We start from the raw sequence: 23,569 nt of genomic DNA, 5'->3' as shown, positions 1-23,569 counted from the left end.
AAAATCGCTTTGGAAAAAATTATTTACCCGTTGCAGAGGGTACATATTCAGGGTTTAGTTTTGTGGGGACGGGAGCGTTGGTTTTTACCTTCCAGGCTTCCAGCCTGTCTTTCAACTCCTTGGTTTTAGCCGGATTAGTCTTCGAAAGATCTTTTGTTTCGCCAATGTCTTCCCTAATGTTGTAAAGCTCAATACGGCCGTCTTCGTAAAACTGATGCAATTTGAAATCCCCTGAGCGAATGGTGCTGGTGGGCCGCGTGCGGAATGCATCCTTGTTTCTTTTATCTCCTTTATAAGCTTCCAAATACGCCGGGAAATGCCAGAAGATATCGCGGTCTGGTGTTGTTTTTTGAAGTAATACCGGCGCAAAGCTCTGCCCGTCAAACTCCGGGTTAAGCGGCTTTTTAATGTTGGCAATTTCCAGTAATGTGGGATAAAAGTCAATGCCGATCACTGGCTTATCCGTCGTGGCGCCCGCCTTTGTTTTGCCTGGCCATTTCACGATGAGCGGAACGCGAACTCCACCTTCATATAACATTCCTTTGGAACCTCTTAACGGATGCTGCGCTGTAACTGCTCCCATGCCGCCATTGTCCGAGAAGAAAACCACCAGTGTATTTTCGTCAAGATCCAGTTTTTCGAGTGTTTCCAAAACTCTTCCAATGCCCTGGTCGGCGCTTTCGATCATGGCAGCGTAAATCGGGTTGTTGTGATTTTCATCTCCTTTTTTTGCCTTGTATTTGGCTATAATTTCCTTTTTGGCCTCAATGGGCGTGTGCACAGCGAAGTACGACAGATAAAGAAAAAATGGCTTCTGCCTGTTGGTATCCAGAAATTTGACGGCCTCATCCGTCAGGCGATCGGTTAGATATTCTCCCTCCGGCCCGGACGTAATGCCCTCGTGAGGGGATGCTTTACCTTCTTTGTTGTAAGGATAAAAGTAGGAACTGGTGCCGCCTGTGCCGCCTATCACATGATCGAAACCCTGCGCGTATGCGTCAGCACCCTTGTTTTTTCCGCCGAGCTGCCATTTTCCAATTAGCCCTGTGCTATAACCCGCATTTTTGAACTCCTCGGCAATGGTTACAAAAGACGGGTTCAAAACGGTGTTGTTTTCAACCGGAATGAGCTTACGATCAACAGATTCTCCACGATCCGCATTGCCGACGGTGTAGATGCCGTGCCGCGGTGTATATTTTCCCGTCATCAGCGACGCACGGCTTGGCGCGCAGTTTGGCCCAACTGAATATGCCTGGGTAAAACGCAGCCCTTCTTTCCCTAGTTTATCAATGTTCGGCGTTTCGTAAAATTTGCTCCCCGCCAAACCCAAATCTGTCCAACCCCAGTCATCCACGAGAATGAAGAGGACGTTGGGCTTTTTTTCAGTGGTTTGGGAGAAAGTGGTTAATGTGCTTGCGATCAAAGCGATAGTGAAGATGATAGCGCTTTTTTTCATTGGGTTTGGTTAAATAGTTAAGGATGATAGTATTATCGGATCGGAAGTATCTTTGGTGGATGTCCCTTCGACTCCGCTCAGGGTGACAAGGCGTTGTGCTTGTCACCCTGAGCGGTCCGGGCCGCCTGGCGGTCGAAGGGACGAGCAGCCAAGCTACTCCCATCCCGGATTCTGCACCAACTTAGGATTCAAATCAATCTCCCTTTGCGGTATCGGGTGCAGGTAATGTTTTTCGGCAGCATTTGTTTTACCGGCGGCGTGCAAAGCTGTGATCATTCTTTTGGTCCTTACCAGGTCGAACCAGCGCTGGAATTCAAACATCAGTTCCAGGCGCCTTTCCAGGTAAACCGCTTCGCGGAATGTGTCCTTGGTGAGGCCTGCCAAAGCTGTCAAACCAGCGCGCATCCGTACTTTGTTGATGGAGGCATAGGCTTCGGCTGTCGGGCCGCCTGCTTCGTTTACTGCTTCCGCATGGATCAGAAGGATTTCGGCAAAACGGATGACCGGAATGTTTTTGGCTGATTCTGTGGGATTTCCGATTTGGGCCGGATCAAAATATTTGAAAAAACGTGGGGGAAATGTAATTTCCTTGCTGGTGGTCGGACTAACAAGTGATGTGAAAAAGGTCACGTCACGCCGCTTGTCCGTTGCGCTGTAAAGGTCATAGGCGCTCGCATGAGGCTCGTCTGTGCCCGCAGATGCAACGCCCGGAATGCCCACCGGCGTTGCGGAAGACGCCAGGCGGTTGCCCTGCCCGTTTACATTGGATTTGCATTGAACCGAGAAAATATGTTCTTTCCCATTTTTTGTAGCAACATTGAAAACATCCGCAAAATTTTCGAAAAGATCATAACCATAAGGGCCATTGATCACTTCAAGACTTTTCGCAGCTGCCTTCGCCCACTCCTGCCGTGTAAGGTAAACCTTTGCCAGAATTGACTTTGCTGCCCCACCTGTCGCCCGGCCAGCGTCACCGCCCGAAAATGAAGCGGGCAATGCTTCTGCATCGGTCAAGTCTTTGATAATCTGCTGATAAACTTCTTCTTTTGGTGTCCTGGAAACCTGAATTCCCTCCTTATCCAATGAGTTGGTTTCTGTCAGAATCAAGGGAACATCGCCCCACAATCTAACCAGATTAAAATACAGCAAGCCACGCAGAAACTTGGTTTCATTCACGAGCCTGGTGCGCAATGTGGCATCCATTTCGATCTGCGGAATCCGCTCAATGGCAATGTTGGCCCTGTTAATGGCCACGTAACTTTCTCGCCAGAGCTCGTCTACACGGTCATTCGTTGTGGAATGTGACAATACAGAAATTGACCGCACATCCGCATTCGTAACCCGTAAACCGGCAATGGCATCGTCGGACATGATCTCAAACGCCAGGTGGAAAAGGCGGTTATACATCGTCAGACCGCCATTGTTCAACGCCGCATTATACACACTTGTCACAGCCGAAAGTGCATCGCTTTCGGTTTTGTAAAATTGTTCCGTGGTGATCAGTGAGGCCGGGTTTTCGTTCAGGTCCGTGCAGGAGGTGAGAGCAAAAACGCTTAAAAATATATAAAGTATCTTTTTCATTATGATGATCTTAGAATTGATCTAAAACATTTATCTTACTTAGAATGAAATGCTTAAACCCGCGAGAAACGATTTAGAAGAGGGATAAATGCTGTAATCGATGCCCTGGTTGAGCGTGCTTTGCTCATTGCGGCTCACCTCGGGATCAAAGCCAGTATATTTTGTCCACGTGAATACATTAGCCGCCGAAACATAAACTTTGATCTGGTTCGAATGAATCTTTGCCGCAATGTTTTTAGGTAGATTATAACCCAGCGTAATGTTTTTAAGCCTTAAAAACGATCCGTCCTCCACATATCTGCTGGTGTTCACAGGGGCAGGATCTTCAAAAGCGCGTTGCACATCATTGGTCGGATTGGTCGGTGTCCAGCGCTCGTAAGCGGTTACCGAAGCATTTTGCTGACCGGTTAGCAGTTCCAGTTGCTGCTTATTCTGGTTAAAAACCTTATTGCCGTAAGTCCCCTGAAAAAAGATGCTCAGATCGAAATTCAGGTAAGACAATGTGTTGGTGATCCCACCTTGGAACTTGGGTTGTGCATTGCCGATAAATGTGCGGTCGTCAGCCTGCGTAATTTTGCCGTCGCCGTTAATATCAATGTAACGACGGTCACCTGGCTTCGTCGTTGCCGGATTGATCGTTGGAAGATTTGCAATATCGTCACCCGTCTGGAATAATCCGTTGGTTTGGTAACCATAAAATGTGCCCAGTGGCTGCCCGACCTGCGCAATGTTGGCTCCGGAAATGATGTAATCGGCCCCATCTCCCAGCGTAAGCACTTTATTGCGGTTTACAGAGAAAACGAAGTTGGTATTCCAGGAAAACGGACCCGTCAGGTTTTCGGTGTTAATGCCCAGCTCAATCCCTTTATTCTCAACCGATCCATAGTTCTGTAAAGCCGTCGTCTGGCCCGAAGTGTAAGGAATCGGCACGTTCAGAAGCAAATTTGTGGTCTTTTTCAGATAAGCGTCGAAGACAAAGTTGATTCGGTTTTTGTAAAGAGACAGGTCGATTCCGGCGTCATATTGCGCTGTTGTTTCCCATCCAAGATCCGGGTTTGCAATTCTGTTGGGCGCAAAACCCACGTAAGTCTGGCCGCCAAAAAAGTAAGTGTTTGAGCCTAATGTTGCCAATGAAAGATACTGGCCAATTTCCTGGTTACCCGTCACCCCGGCGCTGAGACGCACTTTCAGGTTGCTGATCGTCTTATATGAGGACAGAAAATCTTCCTTCGAAATGTTCCAGGCAAACGCTGCTGATGGGAAATAACCCCATTTTTTATCCTTACCAAAACGCGAAGAACCATCGGCGCGGCCACTTACTGTAAAAATGTACTTTTGGTCAATCGAATAGTTGATCCGGCCCAGGTAGGAGTTTAAAGCCCAGGCAGAAGATCCCGATTCGGGCTGCGTGTAGACCGAGCCGCTGGCCAGATCATTATAACTTAGCTGATCCGTAATAAAAGCCTGTGAGCCTGCAATCGCACTTTCTGTTTCAAAAGCCTGCTGCGTGTAACCCACAACGACATTCAGCGAATGTTTGTCGTTAATGGTTTTGGAATAGCTTAATGTGTTCTCATTCAACCAGGTTGACGCAAACTTGCTTCCTACGTAAGCCTTACCCGTTGGATTGGAATTAGCTCCCTGGTAAATATCTGATGGGATAAAGCGGTTTTGTTTGTTGTTAATGATGTCTGTCCCAAACGAAACCTTTGCAACCAGACCGTCAAAAAAGGCGTATTCACCATACGCATTACCCAAAAAGCGGTAAGTTTCGGTGTAATTGATTTCTTTTTCCAAAGTCGCGATCGGGTTTCCCAGGGGCGTTTCAAACTCACTTTGATAAGTGTATTTGCCACTCGCATCCCGGATGTTTACCGCTGGCGGCATCGCAAGTAATGCGTTGACAACGCCAGCATTCGCAACCTGCGCGCTAATTTTGCTTGCCGTCAAATTAACCCCTACTTTGAATTTCTCAGAAAAATCACGCTCCAGATTTACCCTTCCTGAATATCTCTCAAAGTCTGTATTTAATAAGACCCCCTTTTGCTTGAAGTAATTTCCGGATATGGCATAACGCGTTTTATCGTCACCGCCCGTCATCGAGATCTGATGGTTTTGAATAGATGCCGACCGGAATGCCGCATCCTGCCAATCAGTTCCTTCGCCCAGTCCATTAATCTGATCCTGAGTATAATATGGCGCTTTTCCAGAGTTGGCACGCGCTTCGTTTTTTAATATCGCCCAATCTTTTGCATTGGTCATGACATCGATTTTTTTCAACACCTGCTGCGTGCCATAATACGCATCGTATGTCAATGTATTCTGGCCCGCTTTCCCTTTTTTAGTCGTGATCAACACCACACCGTTTGCTCCGCGTGATCCATAAATGGCCGTCGCGGAAGCGTCTTTCAACACCTCAATGGACTCAATATCACTGGGATTAAGGCTCGCCAATGCGTTGATGCTCGGCCCGGCCGTAACACCCGCACTCGCATCACCGTTGCTGTTATAAACCGGAAAACCATCGATTACATAAAGCGGCTCGTTACCACCCGTAATCGAGTTTCCACCGCGGATACGGATACTCACAGCAGCGCCTGGCTGACCGGAAACCTGCGTAACCTGCACGCCCGCCGCAGCTCCCTGCAAAGCCCGATCGAAGGAACTAATAGGCTGTTTTAAAGCTAATTGTGGAACAGAAGAAACGGAACCGGTAATGTCGCCTTTCTTTTGTGTCCCATAACCAATCACCACCACTTCGTCCAGGACATTCGCCGTTTTCAGAATAATTTCAGCAGGCTCGTCTGACAATTCATAAATATCAATTTCCTGCTGCTGGTAGCCGGTAATGTTGATTTGTAAAGTAAAGGGAAAATCTTTGAGCGCCGCAATGCTGAATTTACCGTCCAGATCACTGCTGACATACTTTGAGGTGCCTTTAATAACAACTGTCGCTCCGGGAATTGTCTGCCCGGTTGCATCTTTTACTACTCCCGTGACGACTTCCTGAGCATATGCATTGAAAAACAGCCCCGAAAAGAACAGGGTAAGATAAATGTACTTCTTCATCATTAAAAACCAGGGTTATTTGAATTTTAGGGCGCAACAATCCTTCCGCATATGTATATACGCGGAAGGATATTATTTGAAACAGGCCTTGGCTACTTCACAGCCGCGAACCTTTCAATTTTCTGTTTTTCGTCTTGCAGGCGTTTTGGATCTGGTTTCAGATAACCGAATTGCTGTAAATCTTTCTGTGCGTTTTCAGCCACCCATAAGAGAAACTTCTTAGCCTCGGGATTTGAATTGTGCTTATCGATGGAAAGATGAATGTATTCGACCGGCACATTTTTTATCTTCTCATTTTCAACGCTAGCCAGCACCTGATCCAGGTTTTCGAGCGCTTTTTCTTCTTTTGAAACTCTGCCATTGCCGTCCAGGTCGACAGGGATCAGCGCGATTCCTTCCGTCGGCTTACGGGTTGTGAGGTCAAAGGCAAGTCCCGGAATTGTGTAAGTTACTCCTGTTTCATCTTTCAAAAGTGCCTTGATCAAGTGCTCATCGGCACCAGCAATGGTTTTGCCTTTGATATCCTTTTGCTCATAACCGAAGTATTTGGCAAATGTGATCGGCGCACCTGCTTTTTGCAAACGGGTATAAATGGTATATGGCGTGTTGAGCGACTTGTCCTTTTCTGCATAGATGTCGTGAAAGAAAATCTGTTTGTAAGTTTTCTCATTCAAACCCTTCTCTGCATATTCTTTGGCAAATGCTGATTTCGCATTGGCGATGGGAATTAAAGCGTAACGGGCAATGGAAATGTATTCACGCGTTTCCTTTACTTCTTTTTCCTGTTCATAAGCTTCAATGAGCAGGTCGTATTTCAGCGGATCAGTTACTGTTCTTGTTTCAATACGGATCTGCGCTTGTGGATTGGCAGCTTTGTATTCTCCGATCCATTTCTCCACCAAAGGATAGGCGAATCGCACGCCGGTAATAACAACTTCATTAGGATTTGCGGTTTGTGAAAAACCCGACTGACTGATTGCCAGGGACAAACCAGCTGCTACAAGTAATGTTTTGATACTTCTCATGATAATATAAGAGTGATGATGGCCCAGGCTGAGGCGCATGGTTTTTGAAAAAATACTGGTTTTGATCAACTGTTTAGTTGCAACAACAGCACGTTTCGAAATGCGGAAGATTTTTGGAGTTGACCACCATGGACGTAGTTATCTTGTTCGAAGAATATGAATTCATCGCTTTCATAGGTTAATAATGTTTCTGCTATCTCTCTTGCTGGTGGTTAACAAGAAAGAATCCTACTAATCTGATAGACAAAGTAAAGTTAAAGGAGAATGAATAACAAGATTTTTTTTTCACTTTGTTGAAAATAGTGGAAAATTTGGAGATAAAATCCTGATTACCAAACTAATTTCAACCCTTCTGACGCATATTTACTTATGTTCTCATCATCGCTGATCAATGTATAGCGGTGAAAAAGCGATTGCCAAATCAGCATTCTATCGAACGGGTCTTTGTGGTAAGTTGCGGAGAGTTGGTGAATTCTACGACTTTTCTTCAAGTTTTTTATAAGGAACAAGATAAGCCTTAATTCGGCCGTCAGCGTCATCTGATATTGCAACTTCTTCGCCGCTTAGGACTTCATTCATGATTAAATCAAAATCAATTTCTAACTCTTCAATAGTCACTGTTTTCATATTTTTAGACTTAGATAATTAATAAATACGAAATTAATAGCATCACTCAACCTTCTTCGTCAGCGCGTTCAAGTCGGCTTCCGTGGGCGTTGTGGATGGGATCCCTTCTTTCGGGACTTGTGCTCTGGCAGTCCAGGCGATGGCGTTGAGAACTACCTTTCTGAAATTATCATTGCCCCAGTTTTTATGCATATGACCACCCGAAAAACCAAATCCCCGGCCTCCATCCGGGCGTTCCAGCGCCCAGGCGACGGGCTGCAACTCTTTTTTGGTGAGCACTGCTTCACGTACCGCCGGATTGTTTGAATGTGTTCCATCTTTCCCTTTTAACGTAGATTCCGGCGGGAGCGCTTGTAAAATGGGCGTTATGCTTTTCGTATCGTCTGCAAATCGCATGTGATAGTACCACTCGTCTTGAATCGAGAACGGCTTCACACCATTGGCAACGGGATGATCAGGAAAGCTTGAAAAAGCGGCTTCCCAAACCGGATTAACAGACCAATTAATCTCAAAATACCCTCCTATCCAATCTTTAAAATAATTCCCCACCTTTCCTTCCGGCACTTCCAGTGAAAAATGCAACATGACCAACCCTACGCCTTTCTTGGTCAACCGATCGATCTCAGCCAAATGCGGTATCAACAAATGATCCCCACCGCCATCGGCATAAATAACAATGGCAGCCGCATCATTTAAAATCGTACTGTCTTTCGGCCATCCGTTCCGGGCGAGTACAGCATTAGCACCGGGCAATCCTTCGTTGATCGCTTTGACGAGCAATGTGCTGCCGCCATGGTGTTCGTGCTCTCCTTTGCCGTGGCTGTCGGGTCCTGCGATGAATACGATCTTTTGCGCCAGCAGGCTACCACTCAAAAACGCCAGTAATAATGTGATTTTCAATATCCGCTTCATCCTCATTTATCGGTCGGTATGGAAACAGGATGGTAAAAAATCACGCCATATCCTTTATTCCTTCAAAAATCGGACTGCTTTTATCGTTTTTGCGTCGGTATCTTGCAACTGCAAAATATAAAGGCCGCGGGCTAATCCGGAAACATGGATCGAACCTGAATTCAGGAACAAAACTTGCGGTGCCAGTTCCAGACGCCCATCTGGATTATAGATTGAAATTGTTTTGATTCCCTTACTGCCTTCATTGGTTTTGAAACTCAATTCACTTCTCACGGGATTCGGCGAAACGATCAGATCCGACTTTTCCATCTTTTCACACGCACTCCGCAGAATGCGCGACTGTTGGGTTTTACCATCCAAATCGTGTTCAAGTATCCGGTAATATTGCCCTTTGGCGAGCCCGGCGTTATCAGTGTATGTATAGTGTTTCAGTTGTACGCTATTTCCAGCTGCTTCCACGGAGCCGATTGACGACCAGTTAACCGCATCGAAACTATTTTGAACTTCAAAAAAACCTGCATTTACCTCCTCGGAAGTGGTCCACACCACCTGCGGCTGATCTCCTACACATTGGATCTTTACTGATTCAAAGCTGACCGGCAACGGATCATCGACATGAATTATATTATTATTTTTAGTGACCAGCCATTTCTCCGGATCAAAGGTTACCTGATTAGGTGTAAATCCCAGATTTTCCAGAAATACCTGACCATCAGCAATGTTAATAAGCACCACCAGCTTCTGCTGGCCCGTCACTGAATTCCTGAACAGCAATGGCACGGGCAATTCAAAAAAGCTGACCGACGCATGAGAAGTGGTTTGGCTTAACTTGATTTGTACATCATTTTCACCAGAAAACCACTCCACTTTGTATGAAGGATAACCCTGACCTGTAAACCATTGGTTAAAAAAATAGGTTAGATCTTTGCCGCTGGCATCTTCCAGATGACTTTTGAGATTGGCCGTTGTAGCAAATCCATATGCGAGCGCGGGATCCTTCAAATAATTTTTAATGGCTGTAAAAAACACTGCATCGCTCAATATCCATCGCAGCATATAAAGTAAATGTGAGCCTTTATAGTAGCTCAGCCGCTGGTCAAAAATGCGGTTTGGATTACCCACATCATCCACCCACACCGACCCACCGGGCTGTGCTGTGATGGCATTTATTTGAGCATTCCTGTAAACAACCGCATTGGCCGACGTTTTATTTTCATTGTAAATGCTGGCCATATGCGTTGCAAAGCCCTCATTGAGCCAGATATCTTCCCAATTTCCACAAGTAATTTTATCCCCGAACCATTGATGCGCCAGTTCATGCGCTATCAGGGTTTCGCCCATATTGACCATGAACGAGCAGGTCTGATGCTCCATTCCACCGCCGAAGGCGAATTGCACATGTCCGTATTTTTCCTTTTTAAAGGGATAATCCCCTAGCAGATTGCTGAACTGGGTCATAGCGTTCATCGCATTCTGCGCACCGGCTGCAAATACTGCCTGGTTTTCGGGATAGCAGTAAGTTTGCATCGGGATTGTTGTGCCACCGATAATCACGCTGTTGTTCAATACATTATAATTAGAAACCGCAAGGCAGACCAGGTAACTGGCAATGGGATAGCGATGCTTCCAATGCGTGACGATTTTTGAGTTAGCAACAGCGGTTTCGGACTGCAACACGCCATTGGAAGCGCCTTTGTAATTTGCCGGATGTTTCAGATATACGTCTATCGAATCGGCTTTATCGTCCAGCCCGTTCTTGCAAGGCCACCAGTCCCTGGCACCGTATGGCTCACTGACCGTCCACATTGTAGGGTCTTGAGCGGGGCCGTGCGTCGCTGTTGCAAATGGACCGAAAGCTGTCGGCGGAATGCCTTCGTAAGTCACGCTGATGGAATCCTTTGCCCCGCTCGCAAGCTGCGACTGAAAAGAAATCGTCAGCGTACTATTGCTGTGAACAAATGATAAAGCAACATTATTTCTTGTTACCGAACTCACGGTGTGCTCATTGGCCAGATCGAGCGCAATGGAATTCCCGGAACCTGTCATTACAAAATGGGTGGTGACCTTACCTTTGATATACCGAATGGCCGGGTCCACTTCCCACTCGCAGCGATAATAAGTTACATTGAAATTCTGTGAGGCACTGGTTCTTGCATTCGACTGGTTGACTGCCACCCTGCTTCTAAACCATTTCTGTTCCAGTTCAGCAATTTCTTCAATTTCGTCATCAATGTGATCGGCCTGCTGCGCCTGACTAAAATCTGTGATTATAAGAAAAAGGACAAGTAGAATTAATCTCATAATCAGTGAGTTAGTTATTCAAACTATTTAGATATTGCCTTTGCAACCTTTCTACGAATATGAAGAAAAATCCGGTAACAAGTAAGACTCATTTATCCAGGCGTGCATATGGATTTTTTTTCGGTCAATGGTGAAAAAGTCTACACATTGGATAGATTAATATAAATCCCGCTAAACGCGATCTGCCAGCACAGTCGGCAATAGAAACTAGATAAATGTGGAGATAAACGTATATAGGAAGGTATGAGATGGGAATTGCTTCCGGGAATCTGATAAACAGGCAGCAACTGCTCGGTTTGGCATGATTTTGCTGCCATATTGGGCCTAATCGAAAAAGCAACAATATGGAAGTCGGGACAATCAAGGCTGTTCACATATACATTCATGAAGAAAAATATGTCACTGCCGAGCTCGAACTAAATGTGAAGGGAGCGAATTATTCTTTTGGAGGAACATCAACATTTTTGTCAGGCCCGCAAGGAGGGGATGCGGGGGATGCGCCTTATCTGGCAAGATTTATATTTCGCTGTATGCAGATTTGCGGTGTTGAAACTTTCGAATCGCTCAAAAGCCATAAAGTGCTGGCGCACATTGTCGACGGCGAAGTGATTGCCATCGCCAATGTGGCCGGTCAAAACTGGTTTAACGTAAGACAGGAATTTGATACGATCAGGAAAGAAAAACTGACGAATTCAGGTCACTCCAATCTGATCCTGTAACTTCCGTCCTCCCCTTTTTCAGGCAGCGACATTTCGAGAGCTTCCCCCTTATTTACTCTTAAATAATTTTCTACGGCCAGAATTGCCTCGTTTTCCGATGACGCATTGGTTACAGAAAGTGTCACCCCCGCCTTAACTGATCCGGATGGATCCATATTTTCAATATTTGGCATATCTATCAGTGTTTTTAAATGAATCAACTATAATTCCCATACCAGCAACTGGCATAAAACAAAACAGCCCACCGAATGGCGGGCTGTTCATATTTCAAAACCTAACTATGCCCAGCTATTATTTCTGAGGAGTTGATGGTCTTGAAGTGCTGCTACCTGGAACTGTTGAGGATGATGGCGTTGTAGCACTTCCCGGCACTGTTGATGATGGGATAGTTGTACTTTGCGGAACAGTTGAAGGTTGTGTTGTATTGTTTGGAATGCTCGAAGCAGGCACATTGCTGTTAGGCACTGTGTTGGATGATGGCTGCGTTGTGCTTCCCGGTACAGTTGTCGATGGCTGTGTAGTTGAACTTGGCACAGTGCTCGATGGCTGCGTAGTCCTGTCAGGCACGGTTCCCGGCGGGATAGACGATGGCCTGGTTGTAGAACTTGGTGTTGTAGTCGACGGCTGGGTGGTCGTTGTCGAACCCGGCTGGGTCGTTGAACCTGGCTGAGTCGCTCCCGGTAAAGTTGATGGCTGCACTGTGCTTCCAGGAACTGTTTTCGGTTGTGTTGAGCTTCCCGGCGTAGTCGACGGTTGTGTTGTGCTGGACGGCGTGCTGCTCGACGGTGTACTGCTCGAAGGCGTTGTCGTTTGCGCAAACACGGCTGTCGATCCTAATAATGCGATTGCTAGTATGTTTAACTTTATAGCTTTCATGACAATTGGTTTTTGATGATGAATCTTTATTGTTAATATGATATTATAAAGATTAATTAAAAAGAATCGTACCAAAGCCGCATACCAGCAAGCATAATTATCAAAACCTGCTGAAAATCAGGCTGCAATTGCACCCGAACGACTATATTTTTTCCTGTAATCCTGGGGTGTGAGGCCGGTGATCCGTTTGAAAACGCCGCGAAAGGTCTTCATATCATTGTAACCGGAATCGTACATTACATTGGCAATATCCTGCGAGCTGCTTTCCAAGGCCTTTTTTGCCGACTCAATCTTCACGCGTTGAATGTATTCCAACGGTGTGTTTTGTGTGGCTGATTTAAATCTTCTGATAAAATTTCGCTTGCTCATATGCGTTTGGTCAGCCACCTGGTCGATAGAGATCTGCGTGTGATAATTTTGCTCAATGTAGGTCTGCGCTTTAAGGATCACCTCATCTTCATGCCTGCGCTGCCCTTTAAATACGGCAAAGTGGGCTTGACTTACCCGGTCCATATCAATGGAAAACATCTTGCTCACCGGAATACAGATTGCGCGACCACAAAATTTCTCGATCAGATAAAGGATTAAATTTAATGAGGAAAAGGCTCCTCCGCTTGTATAAACGCCTTCGTGGTCAGTCAGCACCATATCCGAAAGCACCTGTGCGTCGGGATATCTTTTTTTCATATCGTCAATGGCCATCCAGTGCGATGTGCAAGTTTTGCCCGATAACAACCCCGCCTCTGCCAAAAAATAACTTCCTACGCACAAGCTGGCCACTTCCACCCCTTTTCCGCTCATTTCCTTTATCCATCCAATAGCCGCCTGGTTTTTAGCGAGCAAGTTTTCCACATCGCCCAGAAAGGCGGTTGCAATGATCAGGTCTGTGTCATTTACTTCATCAAAAGTCTTAAGAGCAACCAGCTGTGTATGCCCTTCGAGGCGAATGTTATCGGATTTCTCACCAACCAGCTCGACCTCAAATGCCGCCGGCTTACCCGCAGCAGTTAGTATTTGATTCGTGCCTGCGAACAGGTCAAGAACACAGGAAATAGATGATAGTACGGCATCTTCGTGGACAACAAGTGCAATTTTTTTCATGACGAAGTAAATTGAGTTTGGCTAAGGAATTGGAACATTCTGTCTCAAACACCCCCTTTATCCGGCGTTTTTGCACAGCTTGCTTTACAAAATTATTGGGGAAGTTTGTAAACAACAATAACATCGACATGGAAAAACAAAATGAAATGCTGGCTGGAATTTCAGCCGAAAGCACTGAACACCATCGCGTTGTCTCTCAACAGGAGTGGATCGAAGAACGAAAAGAACTGCTTAAAAAAGAAAAGGAACTTACCCGCCTGAATGACGAGCTTGCCCGTCAGCGCCGCACGCTGCCGTGGGTGAAGATAGATAAATTATATTCATTTGAAACCGAGCAGGGCAGCCAAACATTGTCAGACCTGTTTGGCGGAAAAAGCCAGCTCATTATCTATCATTTTATGTTCGGCCCGGGCTGGAAGGAAGGCTGTCCGGGTTGCTCTTTCCTGGCCGATCATATAGATGGTGCCAATCTGCACCTGGCGCACCACGACGTTTCCGTGGTAGTCGTTTCCCGTGCGCCATTGCAGGAATTGCTGCCTTTTAAAAATCGCATGGAGTGGAAATTCAAGTGGGTATCTTCCTTCGGCAGCGACTTCAATTACGATTATTTTGTTTCTTTTACCCAGGAGCAAATTGCTAATGGTGAAGTGTATTACAATTATCGGAACCAAATTAACGATGAGGGGACCGAATCACCTGGAACAAGCGTGTTTTTCAAAGACGGATCGGGAAACATTTATCACACCTATTCCAGCTATTCACGCGCCGGCGACATCCTGATCGGTGCTCATAATTACCTCGACCTGACGCCAAAAGGAAGAAATGAGGACAGTACAATGGATTGGATGCGTCATCATGATAAATATGATGACTTTAAAAAAGACAGCGGTTCCTGCTGTCATTAATGCATACGAAGGGTTGAAATAAGCAGAATGAGTCAGGTTAGGGAAAAAGAAGTAAAACAGACTTGCGGATTTCTTTTTGGTAATGTCCGTTTTCTCAAAAAGATAATCTTCCTAAACCACCCTTAAGCAGCATTTCAACCCTTTATGATTGAATTTCTACAATTTGCGCTGCGCTTTTACAAAAAAAATTTTGGCCTAGCGCTGGCAATCCCTGCATTCATTGTCCTGGTAGCCAACCAGACGAAAGATGAAGAGCGTACCTGGGGAGTCTACAAAGCCGACGCTGAAAGCACGAGTTATGCGCCATTGAGCCAGATCAATACTACAAATGTGCACCAGTTGCAACCAGCGTGGACATTTGTATTAAATGATATAAAGCCCGGATCCCGGGCTGGAAACAGCGAATGCAATCCGATTATTATTGACGGTGTACTTTTTGCCACATCTGCAAAACACCTCGTTTACGCAGTGGACGCCGGAACGGGTAAGCAGATCTGGGCTTTCGATCCGTTTGATGGAGCCGAAGGTGGCGGTGTAAGCCGCGGTGTCACTTATTGGGAAAAAGGCAATGATAAACGCATTCTCGTCACTGGTGGCGATGTGCTGTTCGCACTGGATGCAAAGACTGGGAAACCGATTCCTTCATTTGGGAAAGATGGGAAAGTGAGTATGAATGTGGGGCTTCGTGACGATCCGGAAACGATTTCCGTGATTCCTACCAGCCCGGGAATTGTGTTTAACGACTTGCTCATCATGGGCGCTGAAGTATCTGAATTGTATGGCGCCCAGCCCGGCTATATCCGTGCTTACAACTGTGTGACCGGCAAATTGGAATGGACATTTCACACCATTCCGCTTCCGGGCGAGCCGGGCTACGAAACATGGCCAAAGGATGCCTATAAATATGCGGGCGGTGTGAATGATTGGGCCGGAATAAGCCTGGATATAAAAAGAGGCATTGTTTTCCTGGCATTAGGATCTCCCAGCTACGACTTCTATGGAGCTGACCGTAAAGGAAGTAATCTCTATGGAAACAGTGTCGTGGCGCTTAATGCTGCCACCGGAAAATATATCTGGCACTATCAGCTTGTGCATCATGACCTTTGGGATTACGATCTGCCTGCCCCGCCGAATCTGGTAACAGTACAGCGGGACGGAAAAAATGTGGATGCGGTTGCCCAGGTCACCAAGCATGGATTTGTTTTCGTATTTAACAGGGAAACGGGTGAGCCGCTTTTTCCGATTGAGGAGCGGAATGTGCCGGTGTCCCACATTCCCGGCGAAGAAGCCTGGCCCACGCAGCCGTTCCCAATCAAGCCTAGGCCATTCGCCCGGCAATGGATGACCGAGGAAGATCTGGCGCATTATTCCGATGCGGGCCGTGACTCTGTTGTGAAAAAGTTTCGCTCTATGCGCTACGAAGGGCTTTTCACCCCACCCGACCTCAAAGGTACATTGATGCTGCCCGGTACGCGCGGCGGCGCAGAATGGGGCGGCGCTGCCTACGACCCGTCCACTTCGGTTTTATTTGTCAAATCCAACGACTCTCCCGAAATCCAGTCTATGAAAAAGGTGGATGCAGAGAAGGAAGCAAAGGACCAAACTGTGTTTGAACAAGGTAAAACCATTTATATGACCTATTGTGTTGCTTGTCACGGGAAGGATAAAAATGGCGATGAACCGAATTACCCTTCACTTGTTGGGCTCAAAAACCGCATGACGCGGGAAGCTGCATTGGATAAAATCAAAAAAGGAGGAGGAAAAATGCCTGCCTTCGCCAGTGTGGTTAAAGGCAAAGAAAAAGGCATCATTGCATTCCTTTATGAACGTGAGCAAAACTCGGGCAAGGTTACCAAAATGGAGACAGGCCAGACAAAAGCAGGTGCAGATAAATATCTGAACCTGACTGCTTACGGGCATTTCCGCGACCCCGATGGAAACCCTGCGCTGCGTCCGCCCTGGGGAACATTGAATGCGATCAACCTGACGACGGGAGATTATGAATGGCAGATCCCGCTTGGAAATAATGAGCGATTGCAAGCCAAAGATTCCCCCGAAACAGGGCAGGAAGGCTCTGCCGGACCAATTGTGACTGCCGGAGGGCTCATTTTCATTAGTGGAACGAATGATAGAAAGCTCCGCGCGATCGATAAAAAGACCGGAAAGATCCTCTGGCAAACCGTCCTGCCCGGAGTGGCAAACGCAACGGCCTGCACGTATATGCACAAAGGCCAGCAATATGTTGCGTTGTCGGTAGGTGGAAACAAGGAAAACCCTTCCGGCTCCATTATGGCATTCAAACTACCTTGATGCTGAATCGGGCAGAAAAATACTGCTGTCGCGCAAAAAAGCAGCGATCCATACCAATGAAATGGGTAAAAGCGCATTGAATGGCATGCCATGAGAAAGTTCTGTGGCCAGTGCGCCCGCGAAGTAGCAAGACAGCAGAATGAATCCGATCTTCATGGTTTTGGGGTAAAGAAATAATGCGGTAAAGCCTATTTCCATTAATGCCAGGGGAACAAGATAGGCTGCTATGCCGACTTTGCTCATTGAATTGACGATCTCTTCACCCGCGGTCAGCTTCATAATTCCGCTCATTACGACCAGTGCACTGGCGACCACGGTAACACCGATTGTGATAATTTTTTTTGCTTTCATAGTTATTTTATTTCTCGCAAATCTAATTACCTTTACTAACGAAAATATAGTAGTATACAAAAGGTTAGTAGTATTCTTTTGGTTAGTCAACAGATATATGGAATATTCAAGTCGACATTCGGAACATCATTCCGGTGCAGAATGCAATAGCAAATTGGGTGCGATCGGCGACGCATTGTATGTGATTGGCGGGAAGTGGCGACTGCGTATCATCATTGCACTTAAAGAAGGAGGCACCCGTTTTAACGAGTTGCAGCGGATGATCCCGGGTATATCTCCGCGAGTGCTTTCCAATGAACTGAAAGAATTGGAGATCAACGGTTTCTTGACCAGAAACGTGTTTACAGACATACCTGTGATTGTGGAATACAGGCTTACCCCATACAGCAGCACGCTCGACCCTGTCATGGGCGCGCTTGTGGAATGGGGCGAAATGCACCGGGCAAAAATACGGCAGGACGATCGGGAGAAAATGCAGCCTATTGTTCAGGAAGCGATAATGTAATGTGCCACATATCACCAGAATTGGTCACCCTCGGCGTTCCCCACACACCAGGCCCGCCATCTGTTCGCAGGTAAACGCCGAAAACCAGGCTGGTAACGTCCGAGCCCGTTACCATTACGCTCCCGCAAGCAGCCCCGTTACCGCAGTTGCCGGTAATGGTTGATTTTGTGTGTAATATTTTCGTTTTGGTATCATCCAGGACAAATTCCTTGCTCCCCGAAAGTTTTATAAGCGTGCGCCCGGGCGATTGCAGTTCCAGTTCGGTTGCAAACCCAAGCCGCTTATTCGAGAAGTTCGTCGTTGCACCCAACCCTATAATAGAAATTACAGGATTATTCACAGGCCTGCTGAACTGTAAGCGAAGCTTCCCATAATAGTAGCGACTTGTATCCGAAGTCGGCGCGTTGGCGGTCAGCAACGGTTTGGCTGACAAAAAAACCTGTACACCAACATTATTATACAAATTAACTCCACGGCCCGCTTGCCCTTTCGGATGTGCGGTAAAAATGCTGCGCGTCGTATCTTCGAAAAAATTATTGTTAACAACCGGAACAGGTTTTACCTGGCTGGTACTGGCACCCGAAGCGGCTCCGAATGTCAGGCCGGTAACGTGTTGCGGTACGGTAATATACGTCTGATCATCAAAGCTGAATGTAACAGATAGTTGAGATGAAGGCCTTTGAAAATAAATCCCTTCATCTTTGCTCCCATTGCTATTAAGGAAGAAGGAAAGCGTTTGTGGAATGGATGTCGGGCCATTTGGAACAGGCGGATTGTAACTGTTATTGATCCCGTCCTGTACAAATTCCAGCGTGTTTTGAGCGGGTGCGGCATGAACTGCCAGGCAGGTGATCAATAGGAAACACCCTCGAAGGATGAAAGTTTTTGTAGAGAGCATGTGTAGAAACGTTAAATAACATTGAGCTAATAATTGAGTGCAATATACCATTTCGTAAATAACGTTGACATCCTATTACTCACAAATATGACGATTGCGACGAAGGATTACGAAATGCAATTTTAACCAATAAAGGATTAACCCAATGTTAATTTCGTTTGTAATTATCGTATGGACACTATTCGCAGTCCAAGCGGAGTTCTCTATTCCTTACGGGACTGCGCGAAACCAGCGATAACCGTAAGCTTCTAATGTGATTGTATGCCTGCCCTTTTCGTCCACAATGCTTTCAATGTTACTCATCAGATCAGCGATCCGGGATGCTCCGGCCATTTTTTCGGGCACGACCAATTCGAGTGATTTTTCCTGAAAATTGTGCCATATGAGCAGGATCTTGTTTTTCCAGGTGTAACGCATACCCAGAATTTCAGTATGGCCCGTTTCCATAATTTCCCAGTTTCCGTAACCTATCTCCGGGCACTCTTTCCGCATCCGTATCAGGGAAGTCATCCAGTTCAGCAGGGATCCCGGTTCGCGCCGCTGATCTTCAACATTCACATGTTCATATGAATAATAACCTTCGTCGACAACGGGGTGGATCGGCGTTTCTCCTTTTGTGAATCCGCCCTGTTTTTCACCAGTCCATTGCATAGGCGTCCTAACCGAATCACGCTCTTCCAGTTCCAGGTTATCCCCCATGCCAATTTCATCACCATACCGGATCACGGGCGTTCCGGGCAAAGAAAACATCAGGCTATAAGCCAGTTCTGTTTGCTGCCGGCTGCCTAACATTGGGGAAAGCCTGCGCCGGATTCCCCGCTCATACAGCTGCATATGCTTTTCCGGCCCGAATCTTGCGAAAACAGTCTGGCGTTCTTCCTCGGTAAGTCGGCCCAGATCCAGCTCATCGTGATTGCGCAGGAAATGCGCCCATTGGCTGCTTCCCGGGATGTCCTTGGTGGCTTCAAGCGCTTTAATCAGCGGCCGGGTGTCGGCAGTGGCCAGCGCGTAGAATGTATATTGGTTAACAAAAAAATTGAACATTAAATGAATGCCTTCGCCCTCCTCGCCAAAATACTTTTTGCTTTCATTCGGCAACACATTTGCCTCTCCAAGCAGCACCGCGTCCCCTTTTCGCCATTGAAGGAACTTGCGCATTTCTTTGAGATATTCAAAATGGAGTTTCGGATTTTCGCCTTTTTTGGAATTACTGGATTCCAAAATAAATGGAACGGCATCCACTCTGAAACCGGCAATGCCAAGTTCCAGCCAATAACCCATGATCTTATTTATTTCCTCTCTTACTTCGGGATTATCCGTGTTCAGATCGGGTTGAAATTCATAGAAACGGTGAAAATAATATTCCTTTGATTCCTTGTCCCTGGTCCAGGTAGCCTTTTGTACGCCGGGGAAAACCATGCCCTTGTTCCAGTCTGCCGGCCGTTCCTCCGACCATACATACCAATCCCGCTTTGCATTGTCCTTCGAAGACCGCGCCTCCTGAAACCAGCGATGCTGATCCGACGTGTGGTTAACAACAAGATCAATAATCACTTTAATGCCTAGTTTCCGTGCCTTATGAATGAAGCTGACAAAATCCCCGCTGGAACCGTGTCGCGGGTCTACGCCGTAAAAGTCGCTGATATCGTACCCGTTATCCCGGTTTGGAGTGGGCTGAAAAGGTGCCAGCCAGATCGTGTCAAGCCCTAGTGCATGTAAGTAATCCAGCCTGTTGCATAGTCCCTCAAAATCGCCTGTGCCATCATTGTTGGCATCCATGAAGGTTTCAAGATCGAGGCTGTAAATCACAGCGTTTTTGTACCAAAGGTCTTCCAGCATAGGTTTGAGGTTTGTTGGTTTTTATAAAGCCTTAAAAAAGCAATGCCATGAAATCTGCATTCCATGGCATCAATTTGATATAACCCAACATCTAATTACCTCCGCTGTACATATTGAACGCCAGCAAATGTTTCCTGAAAATGGCATCGTATTCTTGCGCAGCGGCTTCCTGTTTAGCACGCTTGCATTCCTGAACGATGGTTTGCAGCGTATAAAGATCTACATTCACATCCCGGTTTCGCACCCCTCCGTTTTTCTTGATCCACGAGAGATTTTCGTCTGATCTGAGTGCCATGGTCCTGGCGGAGTCCAGCGCTTTTTTCTTCTCGCCCAAATCAAACAACATGCCCACGAAACCAACGGAAAACTGGTCGAACGGGATTGTGTCATCTGGCATCACAGTCATGGCTGTGTTAACCACTTCTTTCGCCTTTTTCAGATCATTTTCAGCAATTAACTGCCCTGCGAGCCGCAAAAACGAGATACGCGCGGTTGCGACCGGGGAGCCGCGGTAGGTGTCGTCATAATAAACGTCGGGGTTATCCAGGGATCGCCACTTCATCTTTTTCATCATGTTATCATACATGATTTCTGAATTGACATACCCATCCGTAGCACCCTGTACGCGGACCGGCAACAAACGGTAGGTGTAACCTTCCAGCTGCATGTATTCCTGCAAACCCAGATTATGCGTGGCGCCCATTGTAGAGGAAAAATAAACGGGCCGCTTCCAGTTGTTGGTGGCAATAATGTCCAGCATCACCAGATCGCTTTTGTAAAGATCGCCGGTCCCGATTTTCCAGCTCATGGAGTCGGACAGCATGGGCAACAATTCATTTTTGACAATTTTCATGGCTTGCACTTTTTGAGCATCCACGGGCAAAAAGAGTGTGGACGAGGGCAAAATTGAGGTCATATCGCCACTGGTCAGCGGAACCTGGATCGCCTTATTTTCCTGATTGATCAGATCAAGATATTCTTTCAGGTTAATGCCGTTTTTCACTGCCGGAATCTCATAGAACGGCACGAACTCGTTTTTCCCTGTGGCATAATCACCCATATCCAATGACAGCGGCAACGCTTCTGACTGGTTGGTCTTCCTTTTGAGCTGCTCGATGTACCAGTCGATGCCTAAAAATGTCTGCACACAAACGCGCACATCCGTCCGGACGCCCTCCACTTCCTGCAAATACCACAATGGAAATGTATCATTGTCGCCACCTGTGAAAAGTATCGCATTAGGGGCGCAGGAATTGAGCAGGTTGCGCGCAAAATCAACAGAATGATAGCGGTTGCTGCGGTCGTGATTGTCCCAACCTTTTGCCAACATGATGAGAGGCACGGAAAACCCGGCGGCCACCGTCAATGCTGTGCGCAGTCTGGTCGTTTGAATGGCTTTTTGCAAAAATCCCGCAACGGCCATTACGCCAAACCCGATCCAGATGCAGAAAATATAAAACGATCCAACGTAAATATAATCCCGCTCGCGAGGCTCAGCGGGTGGAGAATTAAGGTAAATCACAAGCCCCACACCCGTTAAAACAAACATCAACCCAAGAACCAGCAGGTCGTCACGGCGTTTTCCGTACATCCAGAATAACCCTGCAATGCCTAGCAGAAGCGGCAGCATAAAAAAATTGTTATGTCCCCTATTTTTAGCAATCGATGAAGGAAAATCACTGGTGGCCTGCCAGGGTAACACCGTCCCCGCTCCTTCCCGGTCACTTTCACGTCCCACAAAATTCCAGAGAAAATAGCGCCAGTACATATGCCCGATCTGGTGAACAAACATGTAGGCGAGATTGTGTTTCATCGTCGGCTTTTGCCCTTCTGCCAGCCCCGTCATTTGCTGGTAAAGCTGCGGATGACCTGGCAGCGAGCTGGACATCCGCGGAAAAAGCATGTTGCTGCCGGGCTCGTATCCATAAACCGGGCGGTAATCAATGATCACATATTTCCCGTCTTTTTTGCGATAAACCGGCGCGCCCCGCTCCTGGCTTATGGGTCTTGAGTTGAATGACGGTCCATAAAGCAGCGGCCTGCTTTCATACTGTTCCCTTTTCAAATAAGAAACAAAACGCAAAACGTCGCTGGGATTATTCTCATTGATCGGCGGATTATACTCCGAGCGGACCAGCACCATCACGTAAGATGAATAGCCGATCAGCACAAAAACGAGCGATAACAATGCTGTGTTGAGCAAAACCTTCTCCTTTTTGTGCGCGTAGCGGATCGACCAAGACAGTGTCCCCAGAAAAAGGACGATGAAAAAGACAATCCCGAAGTTATATGGGAGCCCGAGCGTGTTGACAAAGAAAATTTCAAACTTACCAGCCAGATCGGGCAGGCCTGGAATAATGCCCGAATTAATGATCACCAAAACAACCAATCCGCCGCAAAATGCCAGAATCCTTCCTAAAATGGTCGGTTTCGGGTATTTTTTGAAGTAGTATACCAATGCCAGGGCAGGAATGGTGACCAGGTTCAGTAAATGCACGCCAATGGAAATGCCGGTCAGGTAAGCGATAAGGATTAGCCAGCGGTTTGCAGTTGCCGGATCTCGTGTTTGCTCCCATTTGAAAACTGCCCAGATTACTATGGCTGTGAAAAAGGAAGACATGCCATAAACTTCTGCCTCAGCCGCTGAAAACCAGAATGAATCGGACCAGGCGTAGGCAAGCGCACCTGTTATGCCGGAAAAAATGACCAGGATTGCATCTGATTTGCTCAGTTCGTGCTCACCTTTATTCAAAAACTTTCGGACAAGCAATGTTATAGTCCAAAACAAAAACAGAATGGTAAATGCACTGCTTAGGACCGAAACCATATTTACCCAGTAAGCGACACGGGTAACATCGCCAAAAGCAAGCAATGAAAAAAGTCTGCCCACGAGCAGAAAAAAAGGTGCTCCCGGCGGATGAGGCACTTGCAGTTTAAAAGCCGCTGCGATAAATTCACCGCAATCCCAGAAACTGGCCGTACGCTCCATGGTGAGCGCATAAGTCAGGAATGCTGTTAAAAAGACTGCCCAGCCCGTAATGTTGTTCCATTTTTTGAAAAGTGTCATGTTAAGTTAAGTTTATCCTGAGGTTCA

Annotated in this window: 19 protein-coding genes; 6 read left to right on the top strand and 13 right to left on the bottom strand. The window is 46.7% G+C overall.

Annotated features, from left to right (window positions below; all coding sequences use genetic code 11):
* Positions 1-19 precede the first annotated feature (19 nt).
* The 7 genes from B5X68_RS09320 to B5X68_RS09295 form a co-directional block, all read right to left on the bottom strand.
* The gene (locus tag B5X68_RS09320) at positions 20-1,456 is read right to left on the bottom strand and encodes a sulfatase (RefSeq protein ID WP_082214421.1); all 1,437 of its coding nucleotides are present in this window, start codon (positions 1,454-1,456) and stop codon (positions 20-22) included.
* Between the two features lie 153 nt (positions 1,457-1,609).
* The gene (locus tag B5X68_RS09315) at positions 1,610-3,037 is read right to left on the bottom strand and encodes a RagB/SusD family nutrient uptake outer membrane protein (RefSeq protein ID WP_082214420.1); all 1,428 of its coding nucleotides are present in this window, start codon (positions 3,035-3,037) and stop codon (positions 1,610-1,612) included.
* Between the two features lie 39 nt (positions 3,038-3,076).
* Positions 3,077-6,109, bottom strand: a complete 3,033-nt coding sequence (locus B5X68_RS09310) for a SusC/RagA family TonB-linked outer membrane protein (protein ID WP_229208346.1) — start codon at positions 6,107-6,109, stop codon at positions 3,077-3,079.
* Between the two features lie 89 nt (positions 6,110-6,198).
* Positions 6,199-7,131, bottom strand: coding sequence for a hypothetical protein (locus B5X68_RS09305; RefSeq protein ID WP_082215288.1), 933 nt, complete (start codon positions 7,129-7,131; stop codon positions 6,199-6,201).
* Between the two features lie 474 nt (positions 7,132-7,605).
* Entirely contained in the window at positions 7,606-7,758 is a 153-nt protein-coding gene (locus B5X68_RS28890; RefSeq protein ID WP_170916611.1) for a hypothetical protein, read from the bottom strand.
* A 42-nt stretch (positions 7,759-7,800) separates the two neighbouring features.
* Entirely contained in the window at positions 7,801-8,670 is an 870-nt protein-coding gene (locus B5X68_RS09300) for a ThuA domain-containing protein (RefSeq protein WP_082214418.1), read from the bottom strand.
* Positions 8,671-8,724: 54 nt separating this feature from the next.
* Complete coding sequence (locus B5X68_RS09295; protein WP_082214417.1) at positions 8,725-10,971, bottom strand: M1 family metallopeptidase; 2,247 nt, start codon at positions 10,969-10,971, stop codon at positions 8,725-8,727.
* Between the two features lie 344 nt (positions 10,972-11,315).
* On the opposite strand from B5X68_RS09295, the gene B5X68_RS09290 reads away from it, so the two are divergent.
* Positions 11,316-11,690, top strand: coding sequence for a hypothetical protein (locus B5X68_RS09290; protein ID WP_082214416.1), 375 nt, complete (start codon positions 11,316-11,318; stop codon positions 11,688-11,690).
* Here B5X68_RS09290 and B5X68_RS09285 read toward each other — a convergent pair.
* A complete protein-coding gene (locus tag B5X68_RS09285) occupies positions 11,669-11,863 on the bottom strand; it encodes a hypothetical protein (RefSeq protein ID WP_082214415.1) in 195 nt (64 codons plus the stop codon). The two genes, B5X68_RS09290 and B5X68_RS09285, sit on opposite strands and share 22 nt — an antisense overlap.
* A gap of 146 nt (positions 11,864-12,009) precedes the next feature.
* Between B5X68_RS09285 and B5X68_RS09280 the strand changes: the two genes are divergently transcribed.
* Positions 12,010-12,360 carry a hypothetical protein gene (locus tag B5X68_RS09280; protein WP_212567990.1) on the top strand — a complete coding sequence of 117 codons (351 nt, stop codon included), beginning with the start codon at positions 12,010-12,012 and terminating at the stop codon, positions 12,358-12,360.
* Positions 12,361-12,390: 30 nt separating this feature from the next.
* Positions 12,391-12,582 carry a hypothetical protein gene (locus tag B5X68_RS29085; RefSeq protein ID WP_212567989.1) on the top strand — a complete coding sequence of 64 codons (192 nt, stop codon included), beginning with the start codon at positions 12,391-12,393 and terminating at the stop codon, positions 12,580-12,582.
* A gap of 101 nt (positions 12,583-12,683) precedes the next feature.
* Here B5X68_RS29085 and B5X68_RS09275 read toward each other — a convergent pair whose 3' ends face one another.
* Positions 12,684-13,667, bottom strand: coding sequence for a GlxA family transcriptional regulator (locus B5X68_RS09275; protein WP_082214414.1), 984 nt, complete (start codon positions 13,665-13,667; stop codon positions 12,684-12,686).
* 128 nt (positions 13,668-13,795) lie between these two features.
* Between B5X68_RS09275 and B5X68_RS09270 the strand changes: the two genes are divergently transcribed.
* Positions 13,796-14,572, top strand: coding sequence for a DUF899 domain-containing protein (locus B5X68_RS09270; protein ID WP_082215287.1), 777 nt, complete (start codon positions 13,796-13,798; stop codon positions 14,570-14,572).
* Between the two features lie 144 nt (positions 14,573-14,716).
* On the top strand, positions 14,717-16,882 hold the full coding sequence (locus B5X68_RS09265; RefSeq protein WP_082214413.1) for an outer membrane protein assembly factor BamB family protein: 2,166 nt from the start codon (positions 14,717-14,719) through the stop codon (positions 16,880-16,882).
* Here the strand turns inward: B5X68_RS09265 and B5X68_RS09260 are convergent.
* Complete coding sequence (locus tag B5X68_RS09260; protein WP_229208345.1) at positions 16,874-17,233, bottom strand: DoxX family protein; 360 nt, start codon at positions 17,231-17,233, stop codon at positions 16,874-16,876. The two genes, B5X68_RS09265 and B5X68_RS09260, sit on opposite strands and share 9 nt — an antisense overlap.
* A 97-nt stretch (positions 17,234-17,330) precedes the next feature.
* On the opposite strand from B5X68_RS09260, the gene B5X68_RS09255 reads away from it, so the two are divergent.
* A complete protein-coding gene (locus tag B5X68_RS09255) occupies positions 17,331-17,738 on the top strand; it encodes a winged helix-turn-helix transcriptional regulator (protein WP_082214412.1) in 408 nt (135 codons plus the stop codon).
* Here B5X68_RS09255 and B5X68_RS09250 read toward each other — a convergent pair.
* The 3 genes from B5X68_RS09250 to B5X68_RS09240 all read right to left on the bottom strand — a co-directional run bounded on the left by B5X68_RS09250 (position 17,713) and on the right by B5X68_RS09240 (position 23,542).
* Positions 17,713-18,636: a hypothetical protein gene (locus tag B5X68_RS09250; RefSeq protein WP_082214411.1), complete on the bottom strand. Its 924-nt coding sequence runs from the start codon at positions 18,634-18,636 to the stop codon at positions 17,713-17,715. The two genes, B5X68_RS09255 and B5X68_RS09250, sit on opposite strands and share 26 nt — an antisense overlap.
* A gap of 210 nt (positions 18,637-18,846) precedes the next feature.
* Complete coding sequence (locus B5X68_RS09245; protein WP_082214410.1) at positions 18,847-20,475, bottom strand: alpha-amylase family protein; 1,629 nt, start codon at positions 20,473-20,475, stop codon at positions 18,847-18,849.
* A gap of 91 nt (positions 20,476-20,566) precedes the next feature.
* Positions 20,567-23,542, bottom strand: a complete 2,976-nt coding sequence (locus B5X68_RS09240; protein WP_082214409.1) for a glycosyltransferase family 117 protein — start codon at positions 23,540-23,542, stop codon at positions 20,567-20,569.
* Positions 23,543-23,569 lie beyond the last annotated feature (27 nt).

The sequence above is a fragment of the Dyadobacter psychrophilus genome, assembly GCF_900167945.1.
GTDB classification, from domain to species: Bacteria; Bacteroidota; Bacteroidia; order Cytophagales; family Spirosomataceae; genus Dyadobacter; species Dyadobacter psychrophilus.
The sequence above is the reverse complement of the archived record's forward strand: the minus strand, read 5'-3'. Positions and strand labels throughout refer to the sequence as shown.